The organism is Glaciihabitans tibetensis (assembly GCF_003003265.1).
Lineage (GTDB): Bacteria > Actinomycetota > Actinomycetes > Actinomycetales > Microbacteriaceae > Glaciihabitans > Glaciihabitans tibetensis.
On record NZ_PVTL01000006.1, the window covers coordinates 125,433 to 146,735 of the forward strand.

A 21,303-nucleotide genomic window follows, 5' to 3' on the forward strand; every position below is an offset into this window, starting at 1 on the left:
TGCTGTGGTGCTTTACTGCGGAATGTAGATCCGGGTGGTGCTCGTCATCCCAAGGAGATGCCGTCGTTCAGACGGATGCTGCGGAGCCGAAGCTCAGCGACCGCCACGGCGTGCGCCGCCAGCCTGGGACATGCGCACGAGGCCACCGACCTGCAGCTTGCCGCCGCCGGACTGTGCTGCGCCGCCCTGGCCAGATCCGCCCGAGCGGCCGGAGCCACCCTGACGGGCGGGACGACCGGAGCCGGCTTCGCCAGCAGCGCGCGCGGGACGACCCGAACGAGCCGCGTCGGAACGCTGGCCGTCGCGGCCACCGCCACCGGTGGAACCGTCGCGGTTCGCACGCTTGCGCTGGGCGTTGGCGCCCTGCGAGCGACCACCCTGCGACTGCCCGCGCACCGGAGTCTCGACGCGGGGAAGCGGCTTGACGTACGCGGCGACGTCGCCCACCAGAGCGGTGACGGCGGCCGAGGCTGCCGTGACCTGCTGCGGCTGAACCGAGATGGCTGCCTTGCGGAGCAGCAACGCGGTGTCCTTGCGCTGGTCGGGAAGCACGAGGGTGACCACGTCACCGGCGGCTCCGGCGCGGGCCGTGCGGCCCGAGCGGTGCAGGTACGCCTTGTGCTCGGCCGGCGGGTCCACGTGGATCACGAGTTCGATGTCATCGACGTGAACGCCGCGGGCGGCGACGTCGGTGGCGACGAGCACCTTGACGTCACCAGCGGAGAACGCGGCGAGGTTGCGGTCACGCTGTACCTGCGAGAGGTTTCCGTGCAGGTCGACGGCGGGGATTCCGCTGTCGGTCAGCTGGCGGGCCAACTTCTTCGCGTGGTGCTTGGTGCGCATAAAGAGGATGCGACGACCGCTGCCCGAAGCGAGCTTCTCGATGAGAATCCGCTTGGTCTCGGTGCCGTCGACCTCGAAGACGTGGTGGGTCATCGCGGCGACGGGGGAGTTGGCCTCGTCGACGGAGTGCAGCACCTCGTTGTGGAGGTAGCGGCGCACCAGCTTGTCCACGCCGTTGTCGAGGGTCGCGCTGAACAGCATGCGCTGTCCGTTCTGCGGGGTCTTGTCCATGATGCGGGTGACGACCGGGAGGAACCCGAGGTCGGCCATGTGGTCGGCCTCGTCGAGGATCGAGATCTCGACGGAGTCGAGGTTGACGAAGCCCTGCTTCATGAGGTCCTCGAGGCGGCCGGGGCAGGCCACGACGATGTCGACGCCAGCCTTGAGCGCGGCGACCTGGCGCTGCTGCGAGACGCCACCGAAGATGGTGGTCGACTTGAGGCCGTAGACCTCGGCGAGCGGGGTGAGCGCGACGGTGATCTGGGTGGCGAGCTCGCGGGTCGGGGCGAGGATCAGCGCAAGCGGGCGGCCCGGGCGGCGGTTGCCACCGGCGAGCTTGCCGCCGAGGCGCGCAACCATCGGAATCGAGAACGCGAGGGTCTTGCCGGAGCCGGTCTTTCCGCGGCCGAGAACGTCGCGTCCACCGAGAGTATCGGGAAGCGTGTCGATCTGGATCGGGAACGGGCTGTCGATGCCCTGCGCGGCGAGAGCCGCAACCATGGGCGCCGGAACGCCGAGCTCAGCAAAGGATTTTTGAGTTTCAGACAAAGGTGTTGTGCCTTTCGGGCATCAGCGCTGGCCGGTGGCGCTCTGGGCGCGCAACGAAAGCAGCTTTTGTGGCGAAGGTGGCAAGGGCCACATCCGTTCGCCGGAGAAAGATCTCGAGCCGGTCCGCTTCTGATTGGCGGTGTCGGCGAGAAGAGAAGAAGTCCTTCGTTTCGAGTGCAGGCACTCAACTTGGGACAAGCGTTCAACGACGCAGGAAGTCCGTCGTGGACTTACAAGTAGCCCCAGCATAGCGGATCCGTCACCTGTTGCACAGATTTGGTGTGCGAGAGGTGGAAGGAAGCGCGGCGTCAGTGGCCGGCGAGGCCCTCGTAGCGTTCGCCGACGGGGATCTCAACCGCGACCCTGTTTCCCGGCTGCGCCAGCGGGCACGCCCACGCGGGGTCGTACGCGCACGAAGGGTTGTAGGCGAAGTTGAAGTCGAGCACGAGCGTCTCCGGGCCTCCCAGTTGCAGGCCCGTGTCACCGTGGCCGGCCAGGCCAGACTCAGGTTCCGCGTCGCCGAGGCCCGCCAGGCCAGACCCGAGGTCTGCGCCCTTGATCGTGTCGATGAGGTAGCGCCCGCCGCCGTAGGTGCCGCCCGGCTTGCCGGCGAGAGCGTCCTTGACGGGCACGAAGATTCCGCCGCCGTAGGAGGCGAGGCGCCACACGTCGAGCGTCCCGACATCCGGCACATCAACAAAGCCGATGCGCTCGAAGGGAACGGTTCCGTCGGTTCCGGTCTCCACGTCCATTCGTTTCGGCTCAGCAGCGTCGAGCAGCGGCAGCTCGAACCGCCAGGCCGGGTCGTAGGGCTCGACGGGCAGGCCCGCGAACGAGGCCAAGTCCTCCGGAAGCAGCGGCGACGACGGGTGATGCGCAAACAGTTCATCCCGTTCCGTTTTCCACAGGGCATGCGCGGCGACCACGTCGGACGATTCACGCACGGACTTATAGAGGGAGAACACGCGGCGGCGCCAGTCGGCGACCTGAAGAGCAGTCATAGTTCGAGGCTAGTCCGCGGCTGCGCGATGCGATTGAATCCGGGTATGGAAATGGCGGATACGGGCAAGGTGGACTTTCGCAAGGAACGCCCCGATCTCTACGCGCCGGGCCGCAAGGAATTCAGCATCGTCGAGGTGCCCCCGTTCGACTTCCTTATCGTCGACGGCCACGGCGACCCCAACACCAGCCCGGATTACGTCCACGCACTCGAAGCCCTCTACGCGCTCTCGTATGCGGCAAAGTTTGCGAACAAGGCCGGCGGCGGGCGTGATTACGTGGTCGCGCCGCTGGAGGGACTCTGGCACTCGGAACATCGCGATGCCTTCCCGAACCGGGCGAAGGACCAGTGGTCGTGGACGATGATGATCCGGCAGCCGTCCTGGATAACCGATGAGATTCGGGATGCCGCGCGCGCCACCTCTGCGAAGAAGAACCTGCCGGCCCTGCCGAAAGTTGGTCTCCAGCACTTCGAGGAGGGCAAATCGGTGCAGATCCTCCACGTCGGAAGCTACGACGACGAGGGTCCCACGATCGCGCGCCTTCACGCTGAGTTTCTTCCCGCCGAGGGGTTCGTCGAGAACGGGTTGCATCACGAGATCTATCTCAGTGATCCACGCAAAACGGATGCCGCGCGGCTAAGAACCGTCCTGCGGCAGCCAGTGCGGCCGAAGCACCCGCCCATTCCTTTGCGCTGAGCCGCGTGCTCCCGTCAGCCGCGGTCGCCGGCGACTCCCTCCGGTGGCTCCCGCTCGCCCTCCAGCCGCTCAGACCCTCCAGCCGCTCAGACCCTCCAGCCGGGCGCCAGCCGCCGCAGGCCGAACGCGCGCCACTGCCAGAACGCCCAATACAGCGGCCAGAGCAGCGGCGTCATCCGTCCCGCTTCGAACACCAGACGGTCGCGGTAGAGAGTGCGCCCGCCCGGGGCGTCGGACACCACCATGGTGTGCTCCCACCGCGTGATCACGCCAAGCACCCCGCCGATACCATGGCCTCCATCGCGCATGATGCGCACCTCGCCACTGCCGACGCCGGAGTAGGAGACCGGGCGCGTGCCGGTTCCCGGATCCCCGGGTTCGGGAAACGAGACGCCGATGACCTGGTCACCGATCGGAATGATCCCGCCCGCGGAGACCCGCACGAGATGGTCGCCGGGCGTCCAGAGCGCGGGATACCCGTCTGCTTCGAGGGAGCGGAACCGGGTGAACGGGGCAGAGACCGCCCCGAACACCTCGGGGCTCCGGATCGCCCGCCACGCGGCATCCGGCGGGCAATCGAGGACAAGTTTGAGAAGCACACGCATCTGCCCAGTCTCACGGGGATGGCTGCAGGTGACAAGCGTCCGGGAGAGTGACAAGCGTCCGGGAGAGTGACAAGCGTTCGCTAGCTGCGGATGCGCTGAGACGGCGATGCTGTGGGAATGTGACGGGGGCTCAGCCGGTTCACCCCAGCACGTGACATCCATCTGCACCGCATTGATCCGTTGGAGGAACTATGAAGGCACTACTCGGCGACCTGGTCCTGGCTGACTCTCCGCAGGAAGACCTCGTTTCAATCGAGGGCAACTGGTACTTCCCACCGTCGAGCGTCAACGCCGACCTTCTGACCCCGAGCGCCACCCCGTACACCTGTGCGTGGAAGGGCGAGTGCCAGTACTTCAGCGTCAAGAACGGCGACCAGCTGCTTCAGGACCGGGCCTTCAGCTACCCGACTCCGTACCCAGCCTCGTTCGACCGCGTCGGCATGGACTACAGCAACTACGTTGCGTTCTGGAAAGAGGTCAAGGTCGTCGAGTAACAGCTCGCGTTCGGTCGTCGTCCGCTGGCCGCTGGCCGTCGTCCGTCGTCCGTCGGCCCCGTCGCTGTCGCTGAGACACCTGGGGTGCGCGTCCCGGCCCCGCGGTATTCCTGGCTCGAGCTGGACCTTGCCTGGCTCGGGCTGGACGTTCCCTGGCTGGGGCTGGACGTGCCGGCCACACGTGAGTATCTTTCGGGAGTATGAACGTGAATGGCGACGGGTCACCTTCGCCGGAACGGCCAGCCGACGACCCGACGCACAAGGCGCCTGACAAAGTGGCGCCTGACAATGTGGCGCCTGACAAAGTGGCGCCTGACAAAGTGGCGCCCGACGCAGTGGTGCCCGACAAAGATGGGCGCACGGACGGCCTTCCGTCAGGCTGGGTAACCCTCATCCGAAACGACTGGGTGACCGAGTTTGTGGCTACCGGCTCGTGGCTCGTTATCTGGGTCGTAATATTCGGCAATGCGTCGAATATCGTCACGGACGGACTCCCGATCACGGCAAGGTTTCTCGCCTGGGCGGGTTGCTTGGCGGGCGGACTGCTCGCTGTTTTCGCCTGGTATCGCTTCAAGCCGGTTCCCCGGGTGAACTTCGACACGAGCGAAGTCCGACGTGGGCGCCGCACCCTGCCCATGAGCGAGATCCGTTGGGCGAGGCTGCTGGTGACCGAGACGAAGAAGTCGCGCACCATCACGCTGCAGTTCGGACCAGGCACACTTCGAGTCGGGTCGGAAGTTGTCCATCGCGGGTTCGCCTCGTACGTCGTGCGAGCAAGCTACGGCCAGACCCGGCCCACCGAGCCTGCACGGCTGGTGGCCGAGGTGCTGCGCCGATCCCGTATCGAGCTTCCCCAGACACCGGATGACCCCACGGGCCGGTTTACCTGGTTCAACTTTCCGGGCAGTCACCCGCGAGCAGGCCATCGAGATCGCGCTCAACCCGCCGGCCTTCGGTGACGCGCTGCCCCTGCCGCCATCGCACATGCATGATCCGCCGCGCCCGGGGTCACAAAAGTAGCCGGAGCCGGAGCCGTGGCCGTCGCCGGAGCCGTGGCCGTAGCCGCCGCCGAACCCGCCGCCGAACCCGCAGCCGCACCCGCACCCGCAGCCTCAGGCTCAGACCCGGGACGCCGAGCGAATGCGGTGGGCCCGCACCTTCGCGCGATTGCCGCAGCGCTGCATCGAGCACCACCGGCGATTGTTCGAGCGCGACTCGTCGTAAAAAATCAGGCCGCAGTCGGCTGCACTGCACTCGCGGATGCGATCCTGCGCCACGGAGAACAGCTCGACGGCCTCGCGTGCCATCGCCGACAGTGCCTGGCCCGCGCGCGCGGAGGTGCGCCCCGCGCGGCGTAAGCCACCCAACAGTGCAGGCGGTGGGATGTCGGGTGTCGCGGCAAACAGGTTGAGCATGTCAACGTCGCCCGAAGCCAGGGGCTCCGCCCGGCTCACGGCCGTGGCCATTCGGGCCAGAGTGTCGCGCAGTGCCTTTGCGTCGACCAGATCGCCCTCCGATATCTCGCCGCCCACCTCGGGAAAACGCCCGGCGAGCCACTGGCCCAGGTCGCCCGGGGTGTGAAGCGATTCCCATCGAGCAGCAAAGCCGCCGGTGTAGGCAAAGTCGAACGCGACGGACCCGGAATCGAACCACCAGCGAGTGCCGTCTGAGGCGACGAACCACTGTCCGGTTGGTTTGGCCTGGGTCACGTAACCAATATAGTCGGTTACATGAACAACACGAATGGACAGACCAAGGACGCCGGCTGGGACGTGGGTGTCCGTAAAACGGTCGACGCTCCGCTCGACGTTGTGTGGGTCTTTCTTCTCGGCAAGGGCCTGGACATCTGGCTGGGCAACACGCGTCTTTCGCTCGAAAAAGGCGCGAGGTACGAGACGGATGATGACATCAGCGGTCACATCATCAGCGTGAGTGACAAGTCCCGCATCCGGATGACCTGGCAGCCCGGCGAGTGGGATCACGATTCCGTCCTTCACGTCACCGTGAAGACGACGCCGATCGGCACGACTATCGGCTTTGAGCAGGAGCGCCTGGCCAACCGCGACGAGCGCAAGATCATGCTGACCCACTGGAAAGAGGTGCTCGACCGACTCCAGCACGGGCTCCTCGAGGTTACGAAGCGCTCCTAGGCGCCGACGCGCTTCTAGTCACCGAAGTGCTCCTGGCCACCCGTCATCAGCTGGCGCGCGCCGAGCGCGCCGAGCGGCGCACCGCGGGCGGAATCACCCGGTTCTCCCACACCAGCACGTGGGCCGGGTCGAAGCGCCGCGAGCACTTGCCGCAGGCCATGATCTGGGCCGGACGTCTGTGCCGGTAGTGCACGTGGCCCGCGGGGCAGGTGCCCACCCACGGCGCCAGCTCGTTGGCTATCGCCCCGGGGTAGAGGCGCGTTCCGACGTAGCCGATGCTCGCGGCCGTCTCCTTCCAGCGCGGCCCGTGCCCGGCCGCGTTGCCGGCCATCGCATGGGCCACCTCGTGCAACAGAACCTGGTGGATGTCGTCGTCTTCGGCCGTGGCGGCCAGATACCGCGACACCGTAATTCGCTTGGTCGACCAGTTGCACTGGCCCGCGCGCTTTTTCGCATTGTCGAACCCGAAGGACCACTCCTCCGGGTTGAGGTGCATCGTGATCAGGGCAGTGCCCCAGGTGCGTACTCGGTCTAAATCAGCCACCAGATAAGACTACGAAGCGGCGCCGTCAACAAACGTCTCGGCGACCGCAATGGCGATAGTCACGGCTTCGATCTGCTCTGTGGAGGAGTTGATCTTTTTACGCAGCAGCAGCGACGTGCGAAAGTCCAGCAGCGCCGAGCTGTAGTCCTGCTGGTCGAAGAAGACGCGGCCGCGGTGCTGAAGCGCATAGGCCTCCACGCTCGTCCAGCCGTGGGTGCGCGCCTCGTCGACGCAGTCGCTGAGCTCGCGCAGCGCGTCCACCAGGCGTCCCTGGTACTGCTGCACGACCGCGCGGCGCACGCGCGCACGGGTGATCTGCGTGCGTTCGCCGGCGAATCGCGCGAGGCGGAGGGCCTCGTTGGAGGAGTCCCATGCTTCGTCGAGTCGCCCGACCAGGCGGAGCAGCGCCGCGCGCTCGGTGATGGCGGACAGGCTGCGCTGGTCGCCGAGCTCGTCGAGCCGGCGGGTGGCGGCGGCGAGGTCAACGCGCTCGCGGAGTGTGGTGGGGTCGTACCCGAGGATGATGCTCATTTTTATCTAGTCAGCCCTTGTTGAGGGCGCCTACACGCACCTCGAGAATCTTGTCGTCCCCGTCGCGTGGAGCGCGACCCGTGTTGTTAGTAAGTATCCACAGAGTGTCGTTCGGTCCCTCGATGACATCCCGCATTCGCCCGAATTGCCCAGCGAAGAAAGAGGTGGTGGTGACGGCCTCGGGAGTCGGCGCGATCGACCAGAGTCGCTCACCGCGGAGCGCGGCGAGGAACAAAGTGTCCCGGGTCCAGAGCAGGCCGCTCGGGCTGGCCTCGTCGGTCGACCACTGGTGCACCGGGTTGCGGAAGCGCGAATCGGAGCCGATCCCTTCGACGACCGGCCACCCGTAGTTGATGCCGGGTTCGATCAGGTTGAGTTCGTCCCAGGTGTTCTGTCCGAACTCGGACGCCCAGAGGTTTCCGTCACGGTCCCACGCGATCCCCTGCGGGTTGCGATGGCCGTACGAATAGACCGGGCTGCCCGGGAACGGGTTGTCGGCCGGCACGCTGCCGTCCGCAGCAACACGGAGGATCTTTCCGCCCAGTTCGTCGAGGTTCTGCGAGCTGTCGCGCACGCCGGCGTCGCCGGCGGTGATGTACAGCGCGCCGTCCGGGCCGAACTTGATGCGACCACCGTTGTGGTTGCCCGCCTTCGGGATGCCGCTGAGGATCGTTTCTGGGGCACCGAGACTGTGGGTTCCCGCGGCGCCGAGCAGCGGCATCCGCACCACACGATTGTCTATTTGGGACGTGAGATACGCGTACAGCCAGCGCATCGGCGGGGCGTCAGGGGTGTCGGATGCCTCTGTCCACACGGTCAGGCCGAGCAAGCCACCCTCGCCTCCAGGGATGACCCCGTTGACCAGGCCCACGTCGCGGACAACGCCCGCGTCGGATACCTCTTTCACGATCGCCGTATCGCGTTCGCTGACGAGGGTCGCGCCGGTGTCGAGCCGCACGAGCGACCACGGAAGGTTGAGCTCGGTCGCGACGACGCGCGGCTCACCCTCGGGCTGAACGGGCCCGGCGGGGGAGGCCGGGGCGGCCGGTTGGGCGGGCGTCGCGCCGTTTGTCGGGGGCGCTGCGGGAGGGGATGAAGCGGACGGGGATGAAGCGGGCGGTGCCGAAATGGACGGCACCGGCGCGGGGTCGAGCGGAACGCCGGTGGTGCACCCCGACAGCGTCAGGACCGCGGCGACGAAACCCGCGGAAGCAGGCACGACGGTGGCGCGCAGCGATCGGGAGCGGCGGAGGCGGGCTTGCGAAGATGCCACAGGGGCCTCCCGTGTCGGTGATTCAGGAAGTCGTCTCATTCTGTCGCACGGCACCCACGGATGTCTGGGCTTTCGGGTGGGTGGCGCCTGCTGAAGTCCTGAGTTTACGGACGCGCTGCCGCCACCGGCGCCTGGCGGGCGAGAGCGGAGGCACTTACCGGGCAAGAGCGCTGGCAACCGCCGCGGAAGGATCAGGCGGCGGAAGCGAGGGCCTCGCGCAGGCTGACGAGCCCGTTCGAAAGGCGCGTCTCGGCGGTCTCGACGCTGACGCCGAGGAGGTTCGCGACCTGGTTCGTGCTGAATCCCGAGTAGAAGGCCAGGTGGATCGACTGGCGCAGCTCGGCGTCGAGCGAGTCGAGGGCGTCGGTGGCGTGGTCGAGGTTGATGTCGATGGTGGGGGTAGTGGCTGTGGTGATCATTGCGGAGTGCATGGTGAAGCGAACTTTCTGGATGTGACTATGAATGTGCGGCGCGGCATCGCGCGCGCCAAATTTCAGCAGCGTATGTGGACGCCCGGGATTGCCTCGGGCGAATGTGGTTCGGTTCCGGCCGTGGATCAGGGCAGCGGAACTGCTCACCCAAACGGGTGAACGATGCTCCGGGTAGGAGCGGCGCAGACGTCGTGGGAAGACGAACTGCGGTGGACGGCTGGGGCCATCAAGCGCTTGGGCCTGGATGAAGCTTCAGGCGCCGAGGCACTACTTTAGTACAGATCTACGAAGAATGCGAGCGTGACGTGGAAACGTCCTTCTCCGAGGGCCTGATCTGGCCCGCGTCGCCCCGGCCGCGTCGCCCGGCCGCGTCGCCCGGCCGCGTCGCCCCGTACGCCCGCGTCAGTCGCCCCGCGCTCCTGCCTCAGTCGCGCCCGGGCTTGACCTGGAAGATACCCCGCGACGGTAGCGGTGACGGTGTGGCCGTCGTATCGGTCACGACGCTGGCCCCGGCGATCCACTCGCGCAGCTCCCGCCCGGTCACGACCTTCGACGGGTGCGGGCCACCGGCGAGCAGTCGCGGCATCCAGTCGAGCGGCAGCGGCTCCTGTGAGCCCACCATCACGACGTTGCCGAAACGGCGACCCTTGAGGATCTGCGTTTCGGCCAGCGCCGCGACATCCTGCATCGCCTCAAGAAGCGTGGCGGCCTGCGCCCGCGCGAACGCGAGCCCCGGGCCGTCTGCGACGTTCACCGCGATGATGCCGCCGGGCTTGAGCAGGGTCGCGGCCTCCGTGTAGAACTCGAGGCTTGTGACGTGGGCGGGTGTGCGCGCGCCGGAGAAGACGTCGACGACGAGCAGGTCAACCGTTCCACGGAGCCCGGCGGGAAACTTCGCGAGCACCTCGCGGGCGTCGCCGTGGCGCACCCGGATCTGGGCTGTCTTGGGCAGCGGCAACGAGGCGCGCACGAGGTCGACCAGGTCGCTCTCGAGTTCGACGACCTGCTGGCGCGAGCCCGGACGGGTGGCCTCGACATAGCGGGGGAGTGTGAAGGCGCCGGCGCCGAGGTGCACCGCCGTGATCGGCTCGCCGGGCATGCCGATCTGGTCGATGACGTGACCGATGCGCTGCACGTACTCAAAAAACAGCTCGGTCGGGTCCTCGACGTTGACGTGCGATTGGGGAGTTCCGTCGACGACCAGCGTGAACGCGCCAGGGACCCAGCGGTCCGGCTCGATGACGGCAAGAAAACCGCTGTGTTTCAGGGTAGTCGAGGGGTGTTCCATGCTCTGACACTGCCACAAATCTGTGCGAGCGGATGCCTCGGGCCGACGCCATCCCGGCCCTTATAGCCGATTGTCGCAAATCGGTCAAGAAACAACTTGCCAGAAGTGGCCGCGGGATCCTATACTTATTCTTTGCGCTCCCAGACAACCTATGCCGTCATATTGTGGACAGCAGGCGCGCCCCGAGTATAGCGGCGGGGTAGATCTCCATCGATTAGAAATCGTCGAGACTCTGGTGGGCAAATCTCACAACACCGACAGTAATGGCCCGACGGGGCCCACGGAGGTTATTTCCTTGGCTGCTGCGCGCAACGCAACCACCAACTCATCCCCGAAGAACGGCCGCAACGCATCGCGGCTGTCCTTCGCAAAGATCACTGACACCCTGACCGTTCCCGATCTGCTCGCATTGCAGACCGAGAGCTTCGACTGGCTCGTTGGCAACGACATCTGGAAGCAGCGCGTAGCGGAGGGTGAGGCCCAGGGCCGCACCGACCTGCCTACCCGCAGCGGCCTCGACGAGATCTTCGAGGAGATCTCGCCGATCGAGGACCTCGGCGAGACGATGCAACTGTCGTTCACGGGCCCCGAGCTCGAAGAGCCGAAGTACTCCATCGAGGAGTGCAAGGAGCGCGGCAAGACTTTTGCTGCTCCCCTGTACGTCAACGCCGAGTTCATGAACCACCTCACCGGTGAGATCAAGACCCAGACGGTATTCATGGGCGACTTCCCGCTGATGACGCAGAAGGGTACGTTCATTGTGAACGGCACCGAGCGCGTTGTTGTCTCGCAGCTCGTTCGTTCGCCCGGTGTCTACTTCGACCGCACCCCCGAGAAACTGTCCGACAAGGACATCTACTCCGCTCGCATCATCCCGAGCCGCGGTGCCTGGCTCGAGTTCGAGATCGACAAGCGCGACCAGGTCGGCGTTCGCATCGACCGCAAGCGCAAGCAGTCCGTCACGGTCTTCCTCAAGGCGCTCGGTCTAACCAGCGAGCAGATCCTCGAGGAGTTCGCCGGGTTCCCGTCGATCGCTCTCACCCTGGAGAAGGATTCCATCCTTACCAAGGAAGAGGCGCTCAAGGACATCTACCGCAAGCTCCGTCCTGGAGAGCAGGTCGCCGCTGAGGCCGCCCGCGCGCTCCTCGACAACTTCTACTTCAACTCCAAGCGCTACGACCTCGCGAAGGTTGGTCGCTACAAGATCAACCGCAAGCTCGGCATCGATGCTCCGTTGAAGAACTCGGTACTGACCCTCGAGGACATCCTCGCGACGATCAAGTACATGGTTGCGCTGCACGACTCGACCTCCCCCTACGTCACGGTTGTCGATTCGGCCACCTCGACCATCAAGGGTGTTCGCGAGGGCAAGGCTGTTGACGTCCGCCTCGACGTGGACGACATCGACCACTTCGGTAACCGTCGCATCCGCGCGGTCGGCGAGCTGATCCAGAACCAGGTTCGCACCGGTCTGTCCCGCATGGAGCGCGTCGTGCGCGAGCGCATGACCACGCAGGACATCGAAGCGATCACCCCGCAGACCCTGATCAACGTGCGCCCCGTCGTCGCGGCGATCAAGGAGTTCTTCGGTACGTCGCAGCTGTCGCAGTTCATGGACCAGAACAACCCGTTGTCGGGTCTCACCCACAAGCGCCGCCTGTCTGCGCTTGGCCCCGGTGGTCTGTCCCGTGAGCGCGCCGGTGTCGAGGTGCGAGACGTTCACCCGTCGCACTACGGCCGCATGTGCCCCATTGAAACTCCTGAGGGCCCCAACATTGGTCTGATCGGTTCGCTGGCATCGTTCGCACGCATCAACGCGTTCGGTTTCATCGAGACCCCCTACCGTCGCGTTGTCGACGGTGTGGTCACCGCCACGATCGACTACCTGACCGCAAGCGAAGAGGACGACTTCATCGTCGCCCAGGCAAACGCCCCGCTGACGGCCGACGCGCGCTTCGCTGACCCTCGCGTGCTTGCACGTAAGAAGGGTGGCGAGGTAGACCTCATCCCGACCGAGACCATCGGTTACATGGATGTCTCGCCGCGCCAGATGGTATCCGTAGCGACATCCCTCATCCCCTTCCTCGAGCACGACGATGCGAACCGCGCCCTCATGGGTGCGAACATGCAGCGCCAGGCTGTCCCGCTGCTGCGCAGCGAGAGCCCGCTCGTCGGAACCGGTATGGAGGGCTACGCCGCAATCGACGCCGGAGAAGTCACCACGGCTTCTCGCGCCGGTGTTGTCTCCGAGGTCTCGGCCGACGTTGTGTCGGTCATGACTGACGAGGGTGGCACGGACCAGTACTTCCTCAACAAGTTCACCCGCTCGAACCAGGGCAACAGCTACAACCAGCGCGTGATCGTCAGCGCCGGCGAGCGTGTCGAAGCCGGCCAGGTGCTGGCCGACGGCCCCTCGACGGAGAACGGCGAACTCGCCCTCGGAAAGAACCTTCTCGTGGCATTCATGCCGTGGGAGGGCTACAACTTCGAGGACGCGATGATCCTGAGCCAGAACCTGGTGAAGGACGACACCCTCTCCTCGATTCACATCGAAGAGTACGAGGTCGACGCCCGCGACACGAAGCTCGGTAAGGAAGAGATCACCCGCGACCTCCCGAACGTCAGCCCGGAACTCCTGGCCGACCTCGACGAGCGTGGAATCATCCGTATCGGTGCAGAGGTTCGCCCCGGCGACATCCTGGTCGGAAAGGTCACGCCGAAGGGCGAGACCGAGCTGTCCGCAGAGGAGCGCCTGCTGCGCGCCATCTTCAACGAGAAGAGCCGCGAAGTTCGCGACACCTCGCTGAAGGTTCCGCACGGTGAGCAGGGAACGGTCATCGCCGTCAAGGAGTTCAGCGCCGACAACGACGACGAACTCGGATCCGGCGTCAACCAGCGCGTTGTTGTCTACATTGCCCAGAAGCGCAAGATCACCGCTGGTGACAAGCTCGCGGGTCGTCACGGCAACAAGGGTGTTATCTCCAAGATCCTGCCCGTCGAGGACATGCCGTTCCTCGCGGACGGAACCCCTGTCGACATCATCCTCAACCCGCTCGGTATCCCCGGTCGCATGAACTTCGGCCAGGTGCTCGAAACGCACCTCGGTTGGATCGCGAAGCAGGGCTGGCAGGTGGAAGGCAAGCCCAAGTGGGCTGGTCGTCTCCCCGCCGACGCGCACAGCGCCGCTCCCGGAACCAAGGTTGCGACTCCTGTGTTCGACGGTGCCCTCGAAGAGGAAATCGCCGGTCTGCTTGACTCGACCACCGTCACCCGTGACGGCGACCGTCTCATCGGATCCTCCGGTAAGGCCCAGCTGTTCGACGGCCGCTCCGGCGAGCCGTTCCCGGCTCCGGTCTCCGTGGGTTACATGTACATCCTCAAGCTGCACCACCTTGTCGACGACAAGATTCACGCACGCTCGACGGGTCCGTACTCGATGATCACGCAGCAGCCCCTCGGTGGTAAGGCGCAGTTCGGTGGACAGCGCTTCGGTGAGATGGAGGTCTGGGCTCTCGAGGCCTATGGCGCCGCTTACGCACTGCAGGAGCTCCTGACGATCAAGTCCGACGACATCCTCGGCCGCGTCAAGGTCTACGAGGCGATCGTCAAGGGCGAGAACATCCAGGAGCCTGGTATTCCGGAAAGCTTCAAGGTCCTCATCAAGGAGATGCAGTCCCTGTGCCTGAACGTCGAGGTTCTCTCGGCCGACGGTTCAACTGTCAATCTGCGCGACACGGATGACGAGGTCTTCCGTGCTGCGGAAGAACTCGGCATCAACATCTCCACTCGGTTTGAGTCCTCGTCGATTGACGAGATCTAGACCTCGCGGTCTAGGCCTCAGCCGTAAGACTTTTCGTTTTCCAAGGAGAGAAGAAAACATTGCTCGACGTTCACGCGTTTGACGAAATCAAGATTGGCCTCGCTACGGCCGACGACATCCGTCGTTGGTCGCACGGTGAGGTAAAGAAGCCCGAAACCATCAACTACCGCACCCTCAAGCCCGAGAAGGACGGCCTGTTCGGCGAACAGATCTTCGGCCCGTCTCGCGACTGGGAGTGCTCGTGTGGCAAGTACAAGCGAGTGCGCTTCAAAGGCATCGTTTGTGAGCGCTGTGGCGTGGAGGTCACCAAGTCCTCCGTCCGCCGCGAGCGCATGGGTCACATCGAGCTCGCCGCTCCGGTTACGCACATCTGGTACTTCAAGGGTGTGCCCAGCCGTCTCGGCTACCTGCTGGACATGGCCCCGAAGGACCTCGAGAAGGTCATCTACTTCGCTGCGTACATGATCATCTCGGTCGACGTGGATGCACGTCACGAGGACATGCCGGGCCTTGAGAACGAGCTTCGTCTCGAGATCAAGACCCTGGAAGGCCAGCGCGACTCGCGTATTGCCGACCGTCTGGCCAAGCTCGAGGAAGACCTCGCGGCACTGGAGGCTGAGGGCGCGAAGAGCGACCAGAAGCGCCGTGCCAAGGATGGCGCCGAGAAGGAAATGGGCCAGGCCCGCAAGTCCTTCGACGAGCAGATCGCCCAGCTTGAGCGTGTGTGGGATGACTTCCGCAGCCTCAAGGTTGGCGACCTCAAGCCCGAGGATGCCGTCTTCCACGACCTCCAGGACCGCTTCGGAACCTACTTCGAGGCCTTCATGGGCGCGGAGTCGATCCAGAAGCGCCTCCAGGCGTTCGACCTGGCCGCGGAGAGCGAATTGCTCCACGACCAGATCGCCAACGGCAAGGGCCAGAAGAAGATCCGTGCCATCAAGCGCCTGCGCGTGGTGAACTCGTTCCTCCAGACCGGCAACTCGCCGGCCGCGATGGTGCTCGAGGTTGTTCCGGTTATTCCTCCGGAGCTTCGCCCGATGGTTCAGCTGGACGGTGGCCGCTTCGCGACCAGCGACCTGAACGACCTCTACCGTCGTGTGATCAACCGCAACAACCGCCTCCGCCGCCTGCTTGACCTCGGTGCGCCCGAGATCATCGTGAACAACGAGAAGCGCATGCTGCAGGAAGCTGTTGACGCGCTGTTCGACAACGGTCGTCGTGGCCGCCCCGTCACGGGTACTGGTAACCGCGCCCTCAAGTCCCTGAGCGACATGCTCAAGGGTAAGCAGGGTCGTTTCCGCCAGAACCTGCTCGGAAAGCGCGTGGACTACTCCGGTCGTTCCGTCATCATCGTTGGCCCGCAGCTGAAGCTGCACCAGTGTGGTCTGCCCAAGCAGATGGCCCTGGAGCTCTTCAAGCCGTTCGTCATCAAGCGCCTCATCGACCTCAGCCACGCGCAGAACATCAAGAGCGCCAAGCGGATGGTGGAGCGTAGCCGCCCGCAGGTGTGGGACGTCCTCGAGGAGATCATCCGCGAGCGCCCCGTGCTGCTGAACCGTGCACCCACCCTTCACCGTCTGGGTATCCAGGCGTTCGAGCCTCAGCTCGTTGAAGGTAAGGCCATTCAGCTTCACCCGCTGGTGTGTGCCGCGTTCAACGCCGACTTCGACGGTGACCAGATGGCAGTTCACCTGCCGCTGTCCGTCGAGGCGCAGGCCGAGGCCCGCATCCTGATGCTCGCGTCGAACAACATCCTCAAGCCGTCCGATGGACGTCCGGTGACCCTGCCTACCCAGGACATGATCATTGGTCTGCACCACCTGACCACGCTCAAGGAAGGTGTCGCAGGCGAAGGCCGCGCGTTCACCTCCATTGCGGAGGCCATCCTCGCGTTCGACCAGAAGTCTCTGGACCTGAACGCGAAGATTCGCATCCGCCTGGAGAACATCTGGTTCGCCGAGGGCGAAGCTCCCGAGGCGTTCACGCAGGGCGACACCGTCCTGATGAACACCACGCTGGGCCGCGCACTGTTCAACGAGACCCTTCCGGTCGACTACCCGTACATCGAAGCACTGGCCGACAAGGGCCAGCTCTCCGCGATCGTCAACGACCTCGCGGAGCGGTACCCGAAGGTGGAGGTCGCTGCAGCACTCGACCGCATCAAGGACGCCGGTTTCCACTGGGCAGCTCGCTCGGGTGTTACCGTTGCACTCTCCGACATCCTGACCCCGCCGAACAAGCGCGAGATCATCCAGGGTTACGAGAAGCAGGCTTCCAAGGTTCAAGACCAGTTCGAAAAGGGTCTGACCACCGAGGCCGAGCGTCGCCAGGAGCTCATCGAGATCTGGAACAAGGCCACGGCAGAAGTTGCAAAGGCGATGGAGGACAACCTCCCCACCGACAACAACATCTTCCGCATGGTTTCGTCCGGTGCTCGTGGTAACTGGATGCAGATCCGCCAGATTGCCGGTATGCGTGGACTGGTGTCGAACCCGAAGGGTGAGATCATTCCTCGCCCGATCGTCAACAGCTACCGCGAGGGTCTGTCTGTAGCCGAGTACTTCATCTCCACCCACGGTGCCCGTAAGGGTCTGGCCGACACCGCGCTTCGCACGGCTGACTCCGGATACCTAACGCGTCGACTCGTCGACGTTTCGCAGGATGTCATCATCCGCGAGGACGACTGTGGCACGAGCCGCGGTCTCGACATGCCGATCGCTATCCAGGACGCCGCAGGCAACTGGGTTCGTGACAGCAACGTTGAGAACTCGGTCTACGCTCGCAGCCTCGCGGCTGACGCGGTCGACGCTGCTGGCAACGTTGTTGCCGCGGCGGGTTCCGACGTCGGTGACGTTCTGATCGAGCAGCTTCTCGCTGCTGGTGTGAACAACATCAAGGTGCGTTCGGTTCTGACCTGTGAGTCGGCCGTCGGTGTGTGTGCGGTCTGCTACGGCCGTTCGCTCGCGACCGGTCTGCTCGTGGACATCGGAGAGGCCGTCGGCATCATCGCCGCACAGTCGATCGGTGAGCCCGGAACCCAGCTGACCATGCGTACCTTCCACACGGGTGGTATCGCATCGGCTGATGACATCACCCAGGGTCTGCCCCGCGTCACCGAGCTGTTCGAGGCTCGTACCCCCAAGGGTGCGTCCCCGATCGCCGAGGCCGCTGGTCGCATCACCATCGAGGACACGGACCGTAGCCGCAAGCTCGTCCTGACCCCCGACAACGGTGACGAGCCCATCGCGTACCCGGTGCTCAAGCGTGCAACCCTCCTCATCGAGGATGGCCAGCACGTCGAGCTCGGCACGCAGCTGCACATCGGTAACCTCGACCCGAAGGAAGTTCTTCGCGTCAAGGGTGTCCGTGCCGTTCAGCTGCACCTCGTCGATGGTGTGCAGGGCGTTTACCGCTCGCAGGGTGTGCCGATTCACGATAAGCACATCGAGGTCATCGTTCGCCAGATGCTGCGGAAGGTAACCGTGGTTGACCACGGTGACACCGACCTGCTGCCCGGTGAGGTTGTTGACCGCCTGCGTTACAACGAGATCAACCGTGCAACCCTCACCGAGGGAAAGCAGACGGCATCGGCTCGCCAGGAGGTCATGGGTATCACCAAGGCATCGCTGGCAACCGAGTCGTGGCTGTCGGCCGCGTCGTTCCAGGAAACCACCCGCGTTCTGACGCAGGCGGCCATGGAGGGCAAGTCCGACCCGCTGATGGGTCTCAAGGAGAACGTCATCATCGGAAAGCTGATCCCGGCCGGAACCGGTCTTGCCAAGTACCGCGACGTCAGCGTCGAGGCAACGGACGAGGCCAAGGCCGAGCGTTACCCGAACCGCATCTTCACGGATGAGTCGGTATTCAGCGAGTCCGACCTGAGCTTCGTCGACTTCGACAGCTTCAGCTCGGATGACTACACCCCGGGTACCTACAACTAAGTAGCTCCCGCGTAGCGCCAGAACGGCCCGCCACCTCACGGTGGCGGGCCGTTCTGGGTTCGTCAGCCGTTCGAGTTAGATAACGTTTCGAGTTAGATAAACAGCGCCAACAGCAGTGCCAGATAGATCACGACGAAGATCGTGGGCGACACGAATCGCACCACGTTGACCCAGGGCCGCTGAGCGACGATCCGCCGGGTGACAGCGCCGACGGACGACACGGAGCTGAGGTCATCGGCAACCGCGATCGCTTCGTTCGCCGCGGAGATCTGGGCAACCGCGCCTAGAACGCCGGAGGCAAGCAGAATGCCTGCCGTCGCCACCCGCACCGCCACAGACGCTTCATCAAGGCCGGCGAAAAGCAACGCCACGGTCACGATCAGAAGGAAGGTCGGGGCCAGCTGGCTGACAATGATGTGCAAGCGCGCCTTGGCCCAGAGGCCCAGAAGCTCATATTCGGTCATTCAGAGTTCCTTGCGGTAGGGGAAATCAGCAGCTTACGCCGGGAGGAGCGGCGACGGGAGGCGGTCATGGGCGATCCCGAGGTCGTTCAAGCCGGTGCTGGGCCCTCGCTGACAACATTCTTTCGTGAATCCCCGTCACTTCAGCGGTGCCGGCAAAAATCGGTCGGCTGCGGGCACCCCGCGAACAGGGGTAACGGTGGGGCGCTTGGTCGGGGTGGCTGTCTCCCGGATCAAGCGCAATTACAGCGCCGTAGTTACACGGTTGTCATTATCGGTAGCGCAAAAGTGCTGGTCAGCATGCAGTTTTACGGGCGCGGCTCCTCAGGTGGCGAACGGGGTACGTCCGCCCGAGGTGGCTACGACCTGACACCCGCGCGGAGCGCTGAACGGCGGCGCCCGAGGTGGGCGTCCGGAAGTAGAGCATCGGCAGAATCGGGGTACAGCGCGGTGGCGTGGTTGCCACTCGGGGCGTCGCGAACGACTGCCGTGCGCCTCCGCCGCGTGCCCCCGCGGAGCACCGGCGCGCAACGAGACCTCCGTGCGGGGTGCTGGTGGCATACCCCCGAGTTCTGCCCCCGCGGCCGGGGGCAGTCCGAGTCGTCTACCTGTTGCGGGGACCGGGCCGCAACCCCGCGTTCGAGGGGATAGGCCGCAATTTGCGCCCGTTCTACCGTGTGCTCGTGGGGCAACCCGAATACCCCACACAGCAGAGGTGTGAACCGCATGGCGTCGCTGACGGAGATTTTGATGATGCGCGGTGTCGTGTCGATCGAGAAGCTCGGTCGCGGCGCGGCGCTGCGGGGAGACGATGAGGAGACTGTCCGTGCCCTAGTCGCGGCAGGCCTCGTCTCGGCTCCCCAGCTGGCGTCTGCGCGCGCTGCCCAGGCCGGCTTTCCGTTTGTGGAGCTGCTGGACTACCCGGTTGATTCCTCTGCCATAGCCCTCGTGCCGGCGGCCCTGTGTCGTCGGCACGAGGTGCTGCCCATATCGCGCAAGGGAGACACGGTGCTGGTTGCAATGGCAGACCCGGGTGACGTCGTCGCGCTGGACGATGTGCGCGCGACATCCCGCCTGCGGGTGCGGGTCGCCGCCGTCGACAGGGCCGACCTGCACGCCGCCATCGACCGCTACCACCGCGCGGACGGTGAGCTCACCTCCCTGACTACCGCGCTGGCCGAGGAGAGCGCGTCGGGCGAGGATCGTCCAGACAGTGTCGACGCAGCATCCGCCGGGGAAGACGCCCCGATCGTGCGTTTCGTGAACCTGCTGATCAGCCAGGCTATTCAGGACCTCGCCTCCGACATTCACATCGAGCCGGGCGAGCGTCAGCTGCGCGTGCGCTACCGCATTGACGGCGTGCTGCACGAGATGCAGACCGCGCCGAAGGGCATTCAGGCCGGCATCATCTCGCGACTGAAGATCATGGCCGACATCGATATCGCCGAGCGGCGCCGGGCGCAAGATGGGCGGATGTCGGTGACCCATGACGGCCGTACGATCGACCTCCGCGTGGCGACTCTGCCCACCATCCATGGCGAGAAGATCGTGCTGCGCATCCTCGACAACAACAACACGGCGATGGGGATGAGCGAGCTGCACCTGCGCGAGCGCAACCTGCGGGTGTTCCGCGCCTCGTACAGCAAGCCGTACGGAATGATCCTGGTGACCGGCCCCACCGGGTCCGGCAAGTCGACGACCCTGTACACCACCCTGCACGCCGTCGCGCGGCCCGAGATCAACGTCATCACCGTCGAAGATCCGGTGGAATACCGGATGGATGGCGTCAACCAGGTGCAGGTGAACCCGAAAGCGGGTCTCACCTTCGCGAGCGCCCTCCGCTCGATTCTGCGGTCGGATCCCGATGTGGTGCTGCTCGGCGAGATCCGCGACTTCGAGACCGCACAGATCGCGATCGAGGCGTCGCTCACCGGACACCTCGTGCTGTCGACCCTGCACACCAACGATGCTCCGAGCGCGATAACCCGGCTCACTGAGATGGGGATCGAGCCGTTTTTGGTCGGCTCTGCCCTCGACTGCGTTGTGGCGCAGCGGCTCGCCCGGCGGTTGTGCGACCGGTGCCGCATCCCGGCCGAGCACGGAGCGGACTACCTTCGATCGCTCGATCTCGGATTTGATGCTGAGCAGGCGGATGTCACGTTGTTTGCTCCGGTGGGATGCGCCCACTGTTCCCACACCGGGTATCGCGGACGCATTGCGCTGCACGAGGTCATGAGCGTGAGCGAAGACATCGAGCGACTCGCCGCACAGCGCGCTTCGAGCGCCGAGATCGCCCGGGTTGCCCGCCGCCAGGGGATGAGCACCCTGCGTCAGGATGGCTGGGCGAAGGCCGCCGCCGGGCTCATTTCGGTCGAAGAAATTTTGCGGGTCGTCGCGTGATGCCCGCACGGCCCTTTGCACCGCCCATCGCTCCGCCCGCCGTGCCGTCCATCGTTC

The 21,303-nt window shown here is 65.1% G+C and carries 18 protein-coding genes; 7 read left to right on the forward strand and 11 right to left on the reverse strand.

Going from position 1 to position 21,303, the window contains the following annotated elements:
• Positions 1-93: 93 nt before the first annotated feature.
• Both B0I08_RS12040 and B0I08_RS12045 read right to left on the reverse strand, forming a co-directional pair.
• Positions 94-1,563 (reverse strand): DEAD/DEAH box helicase, encoded by a 1,470-nt coding sequence (locus B0I08_RS12040; protein ID WP_106213166.1) that lies wholly within the window; start codon positions 1,561-1,563, stop codon positions 94-96.
• A gap of 356 nt (positions 1,564-1,919) precedes the next feature.
• Positions 1,920-2,612, reverse strand: a complete 693-nt coding sequence (locus B0I08_RS12045; protein ID WP_106213168.1) for a DUF1684 domain-containing protein — start codon at positions 2,610-2,612, stop codon at positions 1,920-1,922.
• Positions 2,613-2,657: 45 nt separating this feature from the next.
• On the opposite strand from B0I08_RS12045, the gene B0I08_RS12050 reads away from it, so the two are divergent.
• A complete protein-coding gene (locus B0I08_RS12050) occupies positions 2,658-3,308 on the forward strand; it encodes a GyrI-like domain-containing protein (protein WP_106213170.1) in 651 nt (216 codons plus the stop codon).
• 86 nt (positions 3,309-3,394) lie between these two features.
• Here B0I08_RS12050 and B0I08_RS12055 read toward each other — a convergent pair whose 3' ends face one another.
• Complete coding sequence (locus tag B0I08_RS12055; RefSeq protein ID WP_106213172.1) at positions 3,395-3,913, reverse strand: hypothetical protein; 519 nt, start codon at positions 3,911-3,913, stop codon at positions 3,395-3,397.
• A gap of 191 nt (positions 3,914-4,104) precedes the next feature.
• Here B0I08_RS12055 and B0I08_RS12060 point away from each other — a divergent pair, with 191 nt between their 5' ends.
• Entirely contained in the window at positions 4,105-4,407 is a 303-nt protein-coding gene (locus B0I08_RS12060) for a DUF427 domain-containing protein (RefSeq protein ID WP_106213174.1), read from the forward strand.
• Here B0I08_RS12060 and B0I08_RS18310 read toward each other — a convergent pair.
• On the reverse strand, positions 4,391-4,801 hold the full coding sequence (locus B0I08_RS18310; protein WP_425432998.1) for a pentapeptide repeat-containing protein: 411 nt from the start codon (positions 4,799-4,801) through the stop codon (positions 4,391-4,393). The genes B0I08_RS12060 and B0I08_RS18310 overlap by 17 nt on opposite strands.
• On the opposite strand from B0I08_RS18310, the gene B0I08_RS17895 reads away from it, so the two are divergent.
• Positions 4,728-5,366, forward strand: a complete 639-nt coding sequence (locus B0I08_RS17895) for a hypothetical protein (protein ID WP_219905659.1) — start codon at positions 4,728-4,730, stop codon at positions 5,364-5,366. The two genes, B0I08_RS18310 and B0I08_RS17895, sit on opposite strands and share 74 nt — an antisense overlap.
• A 159-nt stretch (positions 5,367-5,525) precedes the next feature.
• Here B0I08_RS17895 and B0I08_RS12070 read toward each other — a convergent pair whose 3' ends face one another.
• The gene (locus B0I08_RS12070; protein ID WP_219905660.1) at positions 5,526-6,116 is read right to left on the reverse strand and encodes a CGNR zinc finger domain-containing protein; all 591 of its coding nucleotides are present in this window, start codon (positions 6,114-6,116) and stop codon (positions 5,526-5,528) included.
• Positions 6,117-6,137: 21 nt separating this feature from the next.
• Here B0I08_RS12070 and B0I08_RS12075 point away from each other — a divergent pair, with 21 nt between their 5' ends.
• Positions 6,138-6,557, forward strand: coding sequence for an SRPBCC domain-containing protein (locus B0I08_RS12075; RefSeq protein WP_106213527.1), 420 nt, complete (start codon positions 6,138-6,140; stop codon positions 6,555-6,557).
• Between the two features lie 46 nt (positions 6,558-6,603).
• Here B0I08_RS12075 and B0I08_RS12080 read toward each other — a convergent pair whose 3' ends face one another.
• From B0I08_RS12080 to B0I08_RS12100, 5 genes are all read right to left on the reverse strand, one after another.
• Positions 6,604-7,101 (reverse strand): SprT-like domain-containing protein, encoded by a 498-nt coding sequence (locus B0I08_RS12080; protein WP_106213178.1) that lies wholly within the window; start codon positions 7,099-7,101, stop codon positions 6,604-6,606.
• Positions 7,102-7,110: 9 nt separating this feature from the next.
• Entirely contained in the window at positions 7,111-7,632 is a 522-nt protein-coding gene (locus tag B0I08_RS12085) for a hypothetical protein (RefSeq protein WP_106213180.1), read from the reverse strand.
• 10 nt (positions 7,633-7,642) lie between these two features.
• Positions 7,643-8,905, reverse strand: a complete 1,263-nt coding sequence (locus B0I08_RS12090) for a PQQ-dependent sugar dehydrogenase (protein WP_245884784.1) — start codon at positions 8,903-8,905, stop codon at positions 7,643-7,645.
• 191 nt (positions 8,906-9,096) lie between these two features.
• Complete coding sequence (locus tag B0I08_RS12095; protein WP_181243399.1) at positions 9,097-9,324, reverse strand: sigma factor-like helix-turn-helix DNA-binding protein; 228 nt, start codon at positions 9,322-9,324, stop codon at positions 9,097-9,099.
• A gap of 436 nt (positions 9,325-9,760) precedes the next feature.
• Positions 9,761-10,624 carry a spermidine synthase gene (locus tag B0I08_RS12100; protein ID WP_106213186.1) on the reverse strand — a complete coding sequence of 288 codons (864 nt, stop codon included), beginning with the start codon at positions 10,622-10,624 and terminating at the stop codon, positions 9,761-9,763.
• A 295-nt stretch (positions 10,625-10,919) separates the two neighbouring features.
• On the opposite strand from B0I08_RS12100, the gene rpoB reads away from it, so the two are divergent.
• Together rpoB and B0I08_RS12110 are read left to right on the forward strand one after the other, a co-directional pair.
• Positions 10,920-14,444: a DNA-directed RNA polymerase subunit beta gene (gene rpoB, locus B0I08_RS12105; protein ID WP_106213188.1), complete on the forward strand. Its 3,525-nt coding sequence runs from the start codon at positions 10,920-10,922 to the stop codon at positions 14,442-14,444.
• Between the two features lie 59 nt (positions 14,445-14,503).
• Complete coding sequence (locus B0I08_RS12110; protein ID WP_106213190.1) at positions 14,504-18,385, forward strand: DNA-directed RNA polymerase subunit beta'; 3,882 nt, start codon at positions 14,504-14,506, stop codon at positions 18,383-18,385.
• Positions 18,386-18,477: 92 nt separating this feature from the next.
• Here the strand turns inward: B0I08_RS12110 and B0I08_RS12115 are convergent, their stop codons facing one another.
• Entirely contained in the window at positions 18,478-18,849 is a 372-nt protein-coding gene (locus B0I08_RS12115; RefSeq protein WP_106213192.1) for a hypothetical protein, read from the reverse strand.
• 723 nt (positions 18,850-19,572) lie between these two features.
• Between B0I08_RS12115 and B0I08_RS12120 the strand changes: the two genes are divergently transcribed.
• A complete protein-coding gene (locus tag B0I08_RS12120) occupies positions 19,573-21,246 on the forward strand; it encodes a GspE/PulE family protein (protein WP_106213194.1) in 1,674 nt (557 codons plus the stop codon).
• Positions 21,247-21,303: the final 57 nt, after the last annotated feature.

Excerpts from the sequence above, each read along its gene's own strand:
- B0I08_RS12095 (WP_181243399.1), bottom strand. The coding sequence starts at position 9,324 with ATGATCACCACAGCCACTACCCCCACCATCGACATCAACCTCGACCAC.
- B0I08_RS12055 (WP_106213172.1), bottom strand. The coding sequence starts at position 3,913 with ATGCGTGTGCTTCTCAAACTTGTCCTCGATTGCCCGCCGGATGCCGCG.
- B0I08_RS18310 (WP_425432998.1), bottom strand. The coding sequence starts at position 4,801 with ATGAGGGTTACCCAGCCTGACGGAAGGCCGTCCGTGCGCCCATCTTTG.
- B0I08_RS12085 (WP_106213180.1), bottom strand. The coding sequence starts at position 7,632 with ATGAGCATCATCCTCGGGTACGACCCCACCACACTCCGCGAGCGCGTT.
- B0I08_RS12115 (WP_106213192.1), bottom strand. The coding sequence starts at position 18,849 with ATGACCGAATATGAGCTTCTGGGCCTCTGGGCCAAGGCGCGCTTGCAC.
- B0I08_RS12075 (WP_106213527.1), top strand. The coding sequence starts at position 6,138 with ATGAACAACACGAATGGACAGACCAAGGACGCCGGCTGGGACGTGGGT.
- B0I08_RS12120 (WP_106213194.1), top strand. The coding sequence starts at position 19,573 with ATGGCGTCGCTGACGGAGATTTTGATGATGCGCGGTGTCGTGTCGATC.
- B0I08_RS12100 (WP_106213186.1), bottom strand. The coding sequence starts at position 10,624 with ATGGAACACCCCTCGACTACCCTGAAACACAGCGGTTTTCTTGCCGTC.
- B0I08_RS12040 (WP_106213166.1), bottom strand. The coding sequence starts at position 1,563 with ATGGTTGCGGCTCTCGCCGCGCAGGGCATCGACAGCCCGTTCCCGATC.
- B0I08_RS12060 (WP_106213174.1), top strand. The coding sequence starts at position 4,105 with ATGAAGGCACTACTCGGCGACCTGGTCCTGGCTGACTCTCCGCAGGAA.
- B0I08_RS12045 (WP_106213168.1), bottom strand. The coding sequence starts at position 2,612 with ATGACTGCTCTTCAGGTCGCCGACTGGCGCCGCCGCGTGTTCTCCCTC.
- B0I08_RS12050 (WP_106213170.1), top strand. The coding sequence starts at position 2,658 with ATGGAAATGGCGGATACGGGCAAGGTGGACTTTCGCAAGGAACGCCCC.